The sequence below is a fragment of the Corallococcus sicarius genome (assembly GCF_003611735.1).
Lineage (GTDB): Bacteria > Myxococcota > Myxococcia > Myxococcales > Myxococcaceae > Corallococcus > Corallococcus sicarius.
In genome coordinates this window covers 26,948-40,088 of the sequence record NZ_RAWG01000064.1, presented here as the reverse complement: position 1 = coordinate 40,088, position 13,141 = coordinate 26,948, and the positions used below count along the sequence as shown (strand labels likewise).

The window sequence follows — 13,141 nt, the reverse complement described above, 5'->3', positions numbered from 1 at the left end:
AGGTGGGCGGGAGGGCCACGGGCTCCGAAGCCAACACCCGCGCCGTGGAATGGGCGTTGGAGCGCTTCCGCGCCGCGGGCGTGACGGCACGCGCGGAGCCCTTCCCCATGCCGGCGCTGTGGCTGGAGCGCGGCGCCACGGCCTCCCTGCAGGGCCAGGGCGTGCGCTTCGCTCCGCGCGTGGCCGCGATGCCCTTCTCCACCGCCACGCCCAGGGGCGGCCTCACCGCGCCGCTGCTGGAGGTGGGTCGCGGCACCGAGGCGGACTTCAAGCGGGTGGGTGCGAAGGCCCGGGGCGCCTTCCTGCTGGTGGAGACGGACGAACTCAAGGACGTCGACGGACTGTTCCGCGAGTACAACGAGGCCGCGCTCATCGAGTCCCGCGCGTTCACCGCGGGCGTGGCGGGCGTCGTCTACATGGGCAGCCGGCCGGGCAACCAGCTCTACCGGCACAGCGTCTCGGTGGGCCCCAGGAACACCCGCCCCATGATGGTGATGGAGCGCGACGGCGCGAAGCGCGCGCTGCGGCTGCTGCGCGCCGGCACGGCCCTGAACCTCACCGCGGCGCTGGACCTGAGCACGGGTGGCCCGTACACGTCGCGCAACGTCATCGGCGAGCTGCGCGGCACCACGCATCCGGACGAGGTCGTCGTGCTGGGCGCCCACCTGGACAGCTGGGACCTGGGCGGCGGCGCGCTGGACAACGGCGCCAACGTCGCGATGCTCATCGACCTCGCGCGGCAGATGCAGCGCCTGGGGCTGAAGCCCGCGCGCACCCTGCGCTTCGCGCTGTGGAACGGCGAGGAGCAGGGCATGTACGGCTCGGCCGGCTACACGCGCACGCACGCGGCGGAGCTGGACCGGCACACCCTGGCGCTGTCGGTGGACATCGGCTGCGGACGCATCACCGGCTTCTACACCAACGGCCGGCCCGCGCTGGTGCCGCTGGTGGACCGGGCCCTGAAGCCGGTGACGGGCCTGGGACCCTTCACGCAGGTGGACGTGCCGGTGGTGGGCACGGACAACTTCGACTTCATGATGCACGGCGTGGCCAACCTCATCGCCAATCAGGAACCGGCCACGTACGGGCCCAACTACCACGCGCGCTCGGACGAGTTCGAACAGTGCGACGCGCGCACGCTGCGCGCCAACGCCGCCGTGGTGGGCGCGCTCGCGTGGGGCTTCGCCACCATGGACGAGAAGCTGCCCCGCCAGAGCCGCGCCGAGGTGGAGGCGCTCGTGCGGGACACCGACCTGGGCGAGCAGATGCAATCCTTCAACGTCTGGCAGGAGTGGACCGCCGGCACCCGGGGACACCCCCTCGAGGCCAGGCCCACGCCCGCCCCGCGCTGAAGTGCTCCGCGGGGCGTGTCAGACGGGCCGGGCAGGCTGCTTCACGGTCGCCACTGCGCGGCCAGTCCAGCGGTCATCCCTACGAACGGAGCATCGACTTGTCTCTCAAGGCGTTCTTGAAGCATGCGTGGATGGGCGGGGTCATGGCGGGTGCCGTGGCGTTGTCTGGCTGTGGCGGTGAGGTCCCGGGGGAAACGGCTTCGGTGGGCGCTTCGCCGATGCAGTCCGCCCCGACGGCGCTGGTCGGGGATGGCTGTGTGTTCGGTGATGGGTCCGCCATCGCCAGCGGGACGAGCAGGACGCTCTACCCGGTGTCGTGTCCCTCCGACTGCAATGACTTCCCGAACGGCGGGCTGGATCTGGTGTTGTTCTGCAAGGACGGTGTCCTGGGCGAGAACGATCCGAGCTTGACCGGCGGAACCGTGGGCCCTCCGTTCAGGAATGCCCTCCACTTCAACGGATCCAGGCGGTGCACCGCGCTCCCGACGGCCCAGTGGGCACAGAGCGTGGACAGGCTGACCTGCGTCAGGCGCTGACGCCCGCCAACGGGGAGCCAGAGGACGTCGGGCACGAACTCTTGCGCCATGCCACTTCACCCCGGTCCGCCGCAGCACACGGCGGACCGGGTGCTGGGGCGGATGGACGCAGGCGAAGGGCTGGGGGAGGCCTTCAGAAGCTCTACGTGGTAGGTAGTCAAACCCCATGACTACCTCCGTAGCCGACCGACTTCAAAAGGCAGCGCTCTTCGCCCTGCTTTTGATGTCCGTGAGCGCTGAAGCTCAAGAGCCGCCCTGCCCGTCGAGCCTCTCCGAGTCGCCGAGGCCGAAAAGCGTCTACCTCTCGAAGAACCCGAAGGAAGAAGCGACGGAGCTCTACGTTGCCGGAGGCGTAGCGACCACGCTGCGCTTTCCAACTGCTTCCGACCCGACCCGGACAAAGCTCCTGGGCTGGGAAGGCCGGTTCGAGCCCCTTCTTGTGGGTGGACGATCCGTGGTCGTCGTCCCGCTTCGGGATCTTGCACCCGAAGATCGTTTCATCCTGCTGGTGACGCTCCTGGACGGTACGGAGATTCCATTCACCGTCACCTCCGCGAAGCCCCAGGTGGACAGTCAGGTTGACGTCTACCCCGACCCGGAAGCTCCGGACGCGGTTCGACAGGCGCTTGCGGAGAAGCGCAAGGAGGTCAGGACACTCAGGGCGGAGAACCATCAAAAGCGTGAAGAGGAAACCTCGGTCGAGCATGCCCTCGCCGCGCTCCTGGCCCAAAATGAGATCGCGATGACGCCGTTCAAGGAAGCCCAGAAGTGGCTCCAGATCGAGAACGAAATCGAGATTGCAGTCTCAGTCCTCGTCCCCAAGGGAAAGGTGGCGCAGAGGAAGGTTGCAGTTGTGTTCACGATGAAGAACAAGGATCCGGTGCGGCCTTGGACGCTTCAGGCCGCGCGGCTCAGTACCTGGACCACGCGGGAGTCGCGGCCCTTCGCGCTGCGCATGACCCCGTCCGCCATCGCGCCGGGGTCCACCGGGCGCATCGCGATGGTCACGGACCTGGCCTCGTTCGACTCGAACAGGGACGGCGACAGGCTGGTCGTGGAAATCTTCAGGGATGGAGGGCTCCGGCAGGCCTATGTCGAACTCATGCCCCAGGAGCGCCGGTGACACGCAGGGCGAACAGAATGCATCCGCGTGCAGCTTGGCGAACAGGGGCCCGGGCAGTAAGAGCGCCCTCCATGCTCCCGATGAACGTCACACTCCTCCGGTCCCTGGCCGCGATCTCATGCCTCAGCTTTGGCTGTGCGGGCTCCAGCGTTTCCACTCGCCCGGACGGCGGGCCTGGGCCCCAGGCCTGCTCGGAAAAGGCCCTGGAGGTGATGAAGATCCTCCAGCTCCGACCGGGTGACAGTTCGACTGCGGAAATCGACGCCAACCAGACCAGCCAGCAATCCATCATCGTCAATGATGGTCCCGTTGAAAGCTACCTGACCGAAGATCTTGGGCCCCTGTCTCCCGTGACTCGCCTGTACGGCCAGATCTGGACCGGTGGTCCGAACGTCGTCATCCGGTACTACGAAGCGCGTCCCCCAGATGGAGAACCGCTCCCTATCTGCGCCGTCGCGAGACTCGGTCGTGGTGGGCTGTTGAAGAGGCCGGGCCCTCGCCCGGGAAGCGCGGTGCTCGAATTCTCTCGCGCAGGCATCTACATCGTTGACGCGTTTCGCTGACCCCGGCCTGCATCACTCAGGTTCCAGGCGCCATCAGCCCAATACTTCAACGCCTCGGAGACCGCAAAGGCAACCAGATCTTGCCCTTGCGCTGCCTTCGTCAAGACGGACCTGGCTTCTTCCGTCCGATGGCGAAGGAGGAAGGCTGCGGTGAGCGTCAAGGCAGTTGTCGTGTGAAAGGGTTCAGCCGCTGCGCTTCAGCCCCTCGAGGGACTCGAGCCCGGCGCGGGCGGTGACGGACGCCACCGCCCGCGCCGGTCCTTCTGGGACTACTGGACGGTGTACGACACCGTGCCGCTGCAGCTCCCGCTGGTGTAGCAGCCGGCGCGGATCTGGTAGGTGCCCGCCGTCGTGGCCTTGAAGCTCGCGTAGGACAGCGTGCCGCAGGCGTCGTCGTTGGAGGCCACCTGGGTGGTGCCGTTGTACAGGCGCAGGTACGTGTCACCCGTGCCGGAGGAGCCCGGCACCGTGCAGGTGCCGAACTTGAGGGTCTGCCCGGCGGCCAGGGTGACGTTGCGGTTGACGGTGTTCTGGTTGGCGCTGTTGGTGTTGGTGGCGGTGAAGGTGAACGTCACCGGCGTCGGGGGCGGCGGGTAGCCCGCGCACAGGCGCGTGCTGGTCGCCACCGCGCAGTAGTCGTCAATGGCCGGCCGCACGTAGGTGATGTCCTCGCCGCGGCAGCCCGTCTCCGTGCAGGTGTTGACGATGCTGCAGCTCCCGTTGGTCTTGTAGTCGGTCTCGCCGCGCACCAGGATGCCGGCCACCGTGTAGCCGCTGTTCTCGTACACGCCCGAGCCCGAGTTGCCGCCGAACGTGTCCGTGGTGCCCACGAAGTAGTCCAGCGTGCCCGCGCGCGCGTCACGCACCGAGCCGCCCGAGTCGATCTTGAAGGGAATGCCGCTGCCCGAGCCGATGACCGTCACGTTGGTGCCCACGGCCAGCGCGGCGTTGCCCGCGCGAATGGGGGCGGGCGTGAAGCGCGGGGTGGCCGGCCGGTCCAGCCGGACGACGGCGAAGTCCAGGTTGCGCCCGCCCACCGTGGCCTGCTGGCGCGCGACAATCGCCTGGCAGGAGAAGATGTCCGCGGTCGTCACCGTCTGCAGGGTGCCGGCGGCCGTGCGGTAGAAGTTGAAGACGAAGCGCGTGCTGCTGCAGGCCGACGCGCTGGTGATGCAGTGGCCCGCCGTGAGCACCAGGTCGTCGTCGATGAGCGTACCGGAGCAGAAGGCCGGGGTCGGGTCGTCCAGGAAGCGCTCGGAGGTGCAGAGGTTGTACGCGGAGCGCAGCGTGGACGCGTTGAAGGTGACGTTGTTGGGGTTGGTCGTGTTGAAGTCCGACGGGTTCATCAGCGCGACGGTGGACTGCTGAGCGCGGGCGCGCAGCGTGGCGTCCCCGTGCGCGTACACGTCCGTGCGGTTGTCGGTTCCGTAGACGACGGGCTGCTGCTCCGTGCCCATGGGAGTGTTGGCGGTGGGCTCCGCCTCCGGGGCCGGGCCGCAGGCTGCGAGGGAAAGGGTACACAGCAGCGTTCCGAGCAGCGTCCTACAGCCGGAAGTCCGGGGGATTTGCATGTGCTCAACACTCCTTGAGGGTGATGACCGCCCGCCAGGGGGCGAGCAGTGGACCGCATGCTCGCGCCAACCACGCACTCTCCGCAACGTGTCCTTAACGCGGAGTCACCGTGGTCCCGGGAGTCCCTTCGAAACACGAGGGGAATGAAAAACGCGACACAGGGAAGGAAGTGCACAATTCCTGCGCGAGTGAACTCCATGGGCCGCCGTAGCGCCCGCAGTATGAGAAGTATCCCAACCCATCGTTCGGACGAGGTCATCCATGCATCGGGGTTCCTGCCTGTGCGGCGCAGTCCGCTTCACCGTGGAGGGCGAGTTGCACGGCCCTGACGCCTGCCACTGCACGAAGTGCCGCAAGCACTCGGGCCATTATTTCGTCTCCACCGACGTGCCGCGCTCAGCGGTCACAATCGCGGGCGAAGACAAGATCGGCTGGTTCCAGTCGTCCGAGAAGGCGCGTCGCGGCTTCTGCTCCGTCTGCGGTTCGTCGCTGTTCTGGGATCCGCTCCAGCGCGATTGGATCGGGATCGCGATGGGCGCCTTCGACACGCCCACCCACACCCGCGTGGCGCTCAACATCTACATGGCCGACAAGGGCGATTACTACGACGTCGCGGACGGGGTGCCCCGGTTCGACACGGTTCCACCCAAGCCGCACTGAGGACGCAGTTGACGCCCCAGCCGTCACTGACGCGGACGGCCGGGGCGCTTCAGCAGGGCCGACTACTGGATGCCCATCGTGGATCGCGGGATGCCCCAGACCCAGGGCGCCAGCACAATCGAGGAGGAGCCCACCTTCTGCATCTTCTTGGAGGCTCCCTCGGTGATGCCCCAGACCATTCCGTCCGTCGTGACCACGACCCCTTCGCCATTCGTGGCGAGCGCGTTGGCGAGGCTCGGGGCGACGGTCGTGGAGGTGGACGGGCAGAAGTTGTTCAGCGCGGACGGGTTGCTCTCTCCTCCGGAGAAGTGGAGCACGAAGCACGGATTCCCCGCTGTATTGCCCGGGTGATAGACCGCGCCTCCCTGCAATTGATAGTCATAGCCGCCCTGGGTGTACGGTGCCGCGGGGATCGTCCAGGTCACCTCCGGGGTGCTGTCCGGCAGCGAGCCATCCGCGTTCAGGTTGAACCCGTTGATGAGCCTGGCCCCGCTGGTGAAGCAATACATCCGGTTGGCGATCGAGTCGTAGGAGATGCTGGCCCCCCCGCAGAGGCTGGTGTTGCTGCTGACGAGCTTGAGATCCTCGATGGCAGGACGGCCTGTCACGGGGTCCGCGGGGTGCCAGGTGGTCCGAGGCGCCGTGAGGTCGAAGCGAAGCAGGCCTCCGATGCCCGTGGTCGCGTTCCGGAGTGAATTGACATACAGGATGTTGCCCACCCGGGCCACGCTCCCCGGGTGGACGCCGTACAGCTCTGCTCCGGTTGCGCTCACGAGGCGGTAGGTCCTCCGGACCTTGGGAGCGCAGGTCCCGGTGGCGCAGCCGGTGATGTCGACCTCCGGGACGATGACCATCCCCTCCTCCAGGTCCGGGTCCGGCTCGTAGTGCCCCACCATGTACATCGTGTCGTTCGGAGTGGTGGTCGTGCCAACGGACACGCCTTGATACACGAAGCCGTCATTCAGGTACGGGGTTGAGATGCGCCGGGTGACCTTGGTCCGCATGTCATCGAACTGCGGGAAGTTGTTGCCTCCCTGCGGCTCGTTGATGGCATCCGCCATCCTCCGGTACTTCGTGCGGTTGACCTCCGTGCGAGTATCCGGGACCGCTGGCGTGTAGTCGAAATAGGAGGGCAGCCCCGCGTACCAGCCTCCGTCGTTGAGCTGGGAGAAGAGATAGCTCCTCGACCACAGGGGATAGTTGAGGACCTCCGCGGTCGCGATGCGGCCGACGAAGTACTCCCCCACCGGTCCCCGGGTGCTGCCGGTGCCATCACATTCGGCCGCGACACAGCCGGGCTGCCCGCTGTTCTTCACGGTCTGGGCCCCCGGAATCGGGGAGACGTCGATGCGCTCCTGACCATCGACGTAGATGCGCGCGTGGCTGCTGGCCGGCGTGCCGCTGTTGATGGTGACCGCCGCGACGACGTAGTGCCAGTTGGTGTTGATGGGATAATTGGTGGCCGTGACGGACTGATACCCGGTGCCGTCATGCCATTGCACCTGCATGCGACCATCCACGATGTCGAGCGCGATCCCCCCGCCCCCCTGGTCCGAGTAGATCGTCCGCCGGCCCGTCAGCGAAGCCGTGTCCGGCTTGAAATGAGCAATGATGGTGAAGCCAGTGGCGGACTGCACGGGGGCCGTGGCAGTGGCCTTGTATGCGCCCGCGGTGAAGGGGCGATACGTGAAGCTCATGAACTCGGTATTGCCGGAGCCGCCTCGGGCAATCGTCGCGGCGGCGCCCACGGAGCCCGTGATGTCACCGTCACTCGCGCCCGTGCCGGAGGCGCGGTAGCGGAACACCAGCTTCGGGTCGGACCCCTCGTACAGGCTGGATCGAGCCGTCCCGATCTCCGCGGGAGGTAGATTCACGGGGGATGAGTCCTCCGGACCACATCCCGCCAGGCTGCCTGCGACAGCCAGCAAGGCCGCCGGTCCCCAGAAGCTCTTCAAATATCCTGAACGCACGGTGCTCCCGCCCCTCTCGAAGTGGAGGTCACGGCGGGCAGTCCGCCATGACTCGGCGGGGATTTATCAAATTCTGGAAAAATGATCTAACCGGCAATTCAGTAAAGATGTTCGATGGGCGCTGACACTGGACTGGCTTCCGACGGCGACGCCGGAGACTGGAGTGCCGGCGTCGCCTGATGGATGAGACGTCAGCCCTCCTCGGGCTGCCCGGGCTCGCGGCAGACCTCCTCCGAGCCGTCCTCGGAGTCCTGCGCCACAGCGTCGCACGACGCCTCGGGCGCCAAGCCAGGCGCGCAGATGTTGTCCGGGTACATGTGCCCGTAGGACGCCACCCACTCACCGCAGGTGAGGAGCTCGATGCTCCAGGGCTTCGTACAAAGAACGGAGCACGGGGCAATCACGCCGTTTAGCTCAGTGCATCTCGTGTCACAGGGGGGCCTCAGGGCCAGCGCGGGCGCGGGTGCGAGGGTGAGGACCGCCGAGACAGTCAGCAGGAACTTCATCATCAGCTTGCGCATGTGTGTGCTCCGTCTGGGGAAAAGTGCATGGCACGGGTGAACGGCGTTCGACCCGCCAAATCGAATGAGCCGACGTGGCCGGAGATGATGCAAAAGAATCTGCAAGGGTATGGTCCCAGACACCGCGGAGCAGACAAGGCCTACGGGCCCTTGCCTGGAGAGACAGGGCTCTGCGGGGCTGCATACGACAGGTTCCGCAGCAGCCCAGCCCCAGCGCTCACGTCCGTCCGTCGCACCGTGCAGCGCTCCCCCTCGCCCAGGTCAGTCACCGCGCCAGCCTGGAACCGGTGCGGACACTCCTGGAGGACTGTCTCCAGCGCACGGCCGTCGCGGGTGCGCGAAATACAGGTCGCCCCGTCCGGTGCCCAGGCTGCCTCGAAGGCAGCCTTCGCGGGATCCCACTCCCGCGAGGTCGTGACCGTCCGCTGGATCACGCCGAGACGATCATAGATGTCGATGGTGGTGTTCTGGCGTGTATGGCTTTGTCCGTCGCCACAATAGTCCGCGCGCGCCATGCGGGTGCAGGCCTGGTGCAGGTCGGTCATGGATTGCCCGTCGCGGCAGGACCAGGGCTTGTACCCCCAGAGGACGCACTTGGTGATGGCGCCGTTCTGACAGGCGAAGGTGAACTTGCCCGGAACGGCCTGACGGGCCCCGCTGGCATCCCAGACGCCGCTCACCGCGAGGGCCCGGGGGGCGGTATCGCGGTCCACCGCGACGCAGGGGTTCTCCCACTCCTGCGCCACCGCGTTCCACGCCTCGATGCGGTAGAAGACCATTCCAGGATCCTCGGCGGAGGGCTCGGCGCCGCAGATGGCCACTTCCACGGGCTTGCCGTCGCTGGCGCTGCCCTGGAGCACGGCGCCAACGACCCCGCTGATGGCGGTCCCTGCCCGCGGCACGGGGGATGCTTCCAGGTGTCCGCCCTCGAGTCGCAGCGCCTGCACCCCGTTCTCCGCCCGGCGCAGGGGCGCGAGGTCGGCGGAGACGAGCACGCTTTCGTGCTCCCCGGAGGCCTTCTCGGTATTCCAGTCACGACGGGTGCCCCACAGCATCGTTCCCTGGGGTCTGGCGATGCGCTGGGCGGACTGGGGTTGGCACCGGCGCGCGTAGCGTTCGACGTCGGACACCCCAGGCTTCGGGGAAGCCGGAGCTCCGGCTTGTGCAAGTGCTGGAACCTGAAGGAGCAGGCAGGCAATCCAAGACTTCTTCATCACATTCTCTCCGATGTTCGAAAAGGACCGCACAACAGGCCTACAGGAGAGAGAGTCCGTGAGCTGGAGAATCATGCACGGAATCAGCGGGCTGCCTGCCACGAGGCGGGCAATCGCAGAGGCGCATCCTGGCCCATGGCAATGAATGGCGCCCAGTGGTGCGGGTGCGGCAGGGCCAGCCGCAACTCACGCATCGCCTCGCGGAGCGCGGTGGCCCTGCCCTCCCCCATCAGCAGGTGGCGGTAATAGGCCTCCATGAGAGTACGGGTCGTCACGTCGTCGACCTTCCACAGGCTCATCACCACGGTCTCCGCTCCCGCCACGAGGAAGGCCCGGCGCAGCCCATACACGCCCTGGCCCAGCTTCACGTCGCCCCTGCCGGTGTCACAGGCGGACAGGACCACGAGCTGGGTGCCCCACAGGTTGAGGCCCGCCAGCTCCAGGGCCGTCGCCAGCGCGCTGTCGGAGGCGGATGGACGGGGGCTGGAGGTAGGCGACGTCAGCGCATTGGCTCCCGCGAAGAGCAGGCCGGAGCGCAGCAGGGGGTCCGGCGGGCGCGGGGTGAGAGGGTCCTCCCCCAGCGCGCCAAAGTGTCCGACGGCGCGGGAGTGCGTGGGCACGGGGGCGTCCTCCAGGAAGAAGCCGTGGGTGGCCAGGTGGAGGATGCCGGGCGTCGGCACGTGCAGCAGGCGCTCCTTGGTGGCCTCCGGCCCCAGGAAGAGCTGGGCCTGGGGAAGCAGGCGCTGGATGGCCTCGGCCTCCTCGCGGGAGCCTGGCAATGGGACGAGGTTCCAGGCCCGGTGCGCCAGCTCCTCGCGCTGCGGGGAGAACAAGTGTTCGAGGGAGACGGAGCGCGTGGCCCAAAATGGACCTGTTGGCGGGAGCGGGGCGCCGAAGTCCGGATCCGCCAGGACGACCACGGAGGTGGCGGGGACTGTCGGCTGGAGACGCGGCAGCAGCTCCTTCCCCGAGGTCAGGTAGGTGAAGTCGTGGGTCTCCACGAGGAACTGCTCGCCATCGTGCAGGGCGGCGAAGGGCACCAGGGCCAGCTGGCCATCCGGCGAGAGGAAGAGGCGGTGCGCCCTCCCCAACACGGGGAGCAGGGGTTGGAAGACGCGTTGGTAGAGCGCCTGGGCCTGAGTTTGGAAGGCCGCATCGCGATTGGCCAGGGCGTCTCGCAGGCGCGAGGCGGCAAGGTCGATGGGGTTGGCAGGGCCCAGGTCGAGGACGTGAATGCTGGCATCTGGCAGGAGCACCAACGCGAGACAGCGGAAGTGTGGCTGGGGGTTGCCGGGTCCGGGCACGAGCGAGCGGTCCTGATAGGTGATGAACTCGACGAGCGCACCCTCCCCGGGCAGGGCCGCGGCGACCCGGTCGACGATGTCCGCGGGCCCCGGCAGCGCCGCCAACGCGCGCAGGGGCGCGGAGCGCCTGGCAAGGAGGGCTTCGAGGGCGTCACCCTGCTCCGCGAGCGATTGGAGTTGTTGTTGATAGGCCGCCAGAGGGCGCGAGCCCGGGCCCTGGAGTGACAGGCTGGCCAACCGGGTGCGCAGCTCACGCAACTGCTTGAAGGTGTCGCGCTCCTGGGCGCCCAGGCTCCGGTAGACCGCACGGGAGATCCCGGCGGTCTCCTCGACCGAGCGGCCCTTGAGGAGCAGGGCGGCGCTCAGGGCCAGACGCTTCACGGCGGTGTTTTCGGGATGCGCGCGCACCAGCGCATAGAGGCGTTCCTCGTCCGTTCGTAGGAACTGGAGAAAGTTGGCCAGGCGCGCTTCGGAGAAGTCGAGGGCCTCCTGGCGCAGGCGCTGCTCGGACACGGCGAAGGCGCGCGCGAACAGCGGAACAGCCGCGTCGAGCCGATGTCTGGCCATCCTGAGCAGTGCCAGGTTGTTGAGGGAGGCGGCGAGGTCGGGGTGATTCTTGCCAAGGGCCGCTTCCCGGATGGCAAGTGCTCGCACATAGAGTGGCTCGGCCTGGTCGTACAACCCCAGGTCCCGGTAGAGGCTGGCGAGGTTGTTGAGCGAGCCGGCGACGTCGGGATGGTTCTTGCCGAACACCGCCTCCCGGATGGCGAGCGCGCGCACATAGAGCGGCTCGGCGCGGCCATACAGCCCCCGCTCCTGATACAGGCTGGCGAGGTTGTTGAGCGAGCCGGCGACGTCGGGATGGTTCTTGCCGAACGCCTCTTCCCAGAGGGTGAGTGCGCGCTCCTGGAGCGGCTCGGCCCGGTCATCCAAGCCCTGATCCCGGTAGAGGGTGGCCAAGTTGTTGAGCGCGGCGGCCACGTGAGGGTGGCTCTTTCCGAGGGCCGCTTCCCAGATGGCGAGCGCGCGCACGTAGAGCGGCTCCGCCCGGGCGTACATCCCCTGCGCCTGATAGAGGCTGGCGAGGTTGTTGAGCGGAGCGGCGACGGCCGGATGGTGCTTGCCGAGCGTCAACTCCCGAATGGAGAGCACTCGCTCGTAGAGAGGCTCGGCCCGCCGGGACATCCCTTGTGCCTGATAGAGATTGGCGAGGTTGTGGAGGGAATCGGCGACGGTGGAATGGTTCTTCCCGAAGGCCGCTTCCCGAAGGGCGAGCGCGCTTTCGTAGAGGGGCTGGGCCCGCTCGTACAATCCCTGGTCCTGGTAGAGGTTGGCGAGGTTGTTGAGGGAGTCCGCGACCTCGGGGTGGTCCTTGCCAAAGGCCGTTTCCCGAATGGCACGCGCTCTTTCGTAGAGAGGTCTGGCCCGCTCGTACAATCCCTGCTCATGATAGAGCCTGGCGAGATTGTTGAGGGAATCCGCGATGTCGGGATGGTTCTTGCCGAACGCCGCGTCCCGAATGGCGCGCTCTCTCGCGGAGCGCAGCTCCGTTCGGGGAAATGCTTTGTTTTCCGCGTAGGGGTAGAAGAGATTGTCGATGACCGCCTCTCGCTGGGAGTAGGTGCCCATGACCCCATACCGCAGGGTGCTTTCGCGCTCGTAGAGTGGGTCAACCCGAACGTACAGTGCTGCGGTGACGTAGGGAGAGTCGAAGGTCTGGTATTCGTCGGCAACGGTGAGAACGTTGTCGCCGAATGCGGCTTCCCGGATGGCGAGCCCGCGTTGAAGCAGTGGCTCGGCCTGGTCAAGGTCTCCCTGAAGCTGGTGTAACTCACCGAGCAGGTTCAGACAGTTGGCGACGTCTGGATGCGCGCTCCCGAGCACCGCTTCCCGGAGCACGAGCGCATGTTCACCCTGCGTCACGGCCTCGGCGTACCTGCCCTCCTCGGAGAGGAGGAGCGCCGTGGCATAGGCCTTCTGCGCCTCCTGGAGCCGAGCCTCCAGGTGATTCCCTCGGGTTGGCCCCCCCGCAGCACAGCCAAGGACCATCACCCCCATCATCCACCCGAAAATCCGCAGCACGTCTCCCCCCGGCTTCAAGGAGCGGCCCATGAATTCCGCCCCATCCCTCCCAAGAGCCGGGGACTCGGAAAATCATGCATGAACTTCCATCGTGGCGGATCACGGACGGAAGGAGGAGCACCGCCGGTCGCGTCATGAGGCACTACATTCGCACCTGTATCTGTCTGTTCTGCGCGGCGGCACCGGCGCAACTCCTTTCGGCCAGATGTGGTTCCTCGGGTATCCTGCACTCCCGACTGCGCCC

Annotated in this window: 9 protein-coding genes; 4 read left to right on the top strand and 5 right to left on the bottom strand. The window is 67.2% G+C overall.

Annotated elements, in window-relative coordinates; genetic code table 11:
* From D7X12_RS12925 to D7X12_RS12910, 3 genes are all read left to right on the top strand, one after another.
* A partial coding sequence (locus tag D7X12_RS12925) for a M28 family metallopeptidase (RefSeq protein WP_120625578.1) occupies positions 1-1,352 on the top strand: 1,352 nt, incomplete at its 5' end.
* 702 nt (positions 1,353-2,054) lie between these two features.
* Positions 2,055-3,011 (top strand): DUF2381 family protein, encoded by a 957-nt coding sequence (locus tag D7X12_RS12915; protein ID WP_120625576.1) that lies wholly within the window; start codon positions 2,055-2,057, stop codon positions 3,009-3,011.
* Positions 3,012-3,223: 212 nt separating this feature from the next.
* The gene (locus D7X12_RS12910; RefSeq protein WP_341868218.1) at positions 3,224-3,574 is read left to right on the top strand and encodes a hypothetical protein; all 351 of its coding nucleotides are present in this window, start codon (positions 3,224-3,226) and stop codon (positions 3,572-3,574) included.
* Positions 3,575-3,843: 269 nt separating this feature from the next.
* Here D7X12_RS12910 and D7X12_RS12905 read toward each other — a convergent pair whose 3' ends face one another.
* Entirely contained in the window at positions 3,844-5,145 is a 1,302-nt protein-coding gene (locus D7X12_RS12905; protein WP_120625575.1) for a trypsin-like serine peptidase, read from the bottom strand.
* A 262-nt stretch (positions 5,146-5,407) separates the two neighbouring features.
* Here D7X12_RS12905 and D7X12_RS12900 point away from each other — a divergent pair, with 262 nt between their 5' ends.
* Positions 5,408-5,806: a GFA family protein gene (locus tag D7X12_RS12900; protein WP_120625574.1), complete on the top strand. Its 399-nt coding sequence runs from the start codon at positions 5,408-5,410 to the stop codon at positions 5,804-5,806.
* 62 nt (positions 5,807-5,868) lie between these two features.
* On the opposite strand, the gene D7X12_RS12895 is transcribed toward D7X12_RS12900, so the two are convergent.
* The 4 genes from D7X12_RS12895 to D7X12_RS12880 form a co-directional block, all read right to left on the bottom strand.
* Positions 5,869-7,680: a LamG-like jellyroll fold domain-containing protein gene (locus tag D7X12_RS12895; protein ID WP_147443626.1), complete on the bottom strand. Its 1,812-nt coding sequence runs from the start codon at positions 7,678-7,680 to the stop codon at positions 5,869-5,871.
* 287 nt (positions 7,681-7,967) lie between these two features.
* Positions 7,968-8,297 (bottom strand): hypothetical protein, encoded by a 330-nt coding sequence (locus D7X12_RS12890; RefSeq protein ID WP_120625572.1) that lies wholly within the window; start codon positions 8,295-8,297, stop codon positions 7,968-7,970.
* Between the two features lie 140 nt (positions 8,298-8,437).
* Positions 8,438-9,427: an ADYC domain-containing protein gene (locus D7X12_RS12885; protein ID WP_244224520.1), complete on the bottom strand. Its 990-nt coding sequence runs from the start codon at positions 9,425-9,427 to the stop codon at positions 8,438-8,440.
* A 167-nt stretch (positions 9,428-9,594) separates the two neighbouring features.
* Positions 9,595-12,927 (bottom strand): CHAT domain-containing tetratricopeptide repeat protein, encoded by a 3,333-nt coding sequence (locus tag D7X12_RS12880; protein WP_244224519.1) that lies wholly within the window; start codon positions 12,925-12,927, stop codon positions 9,595-9,597.
* Positions 12,928-13,141: the final 214 nt, after the last annotated feature.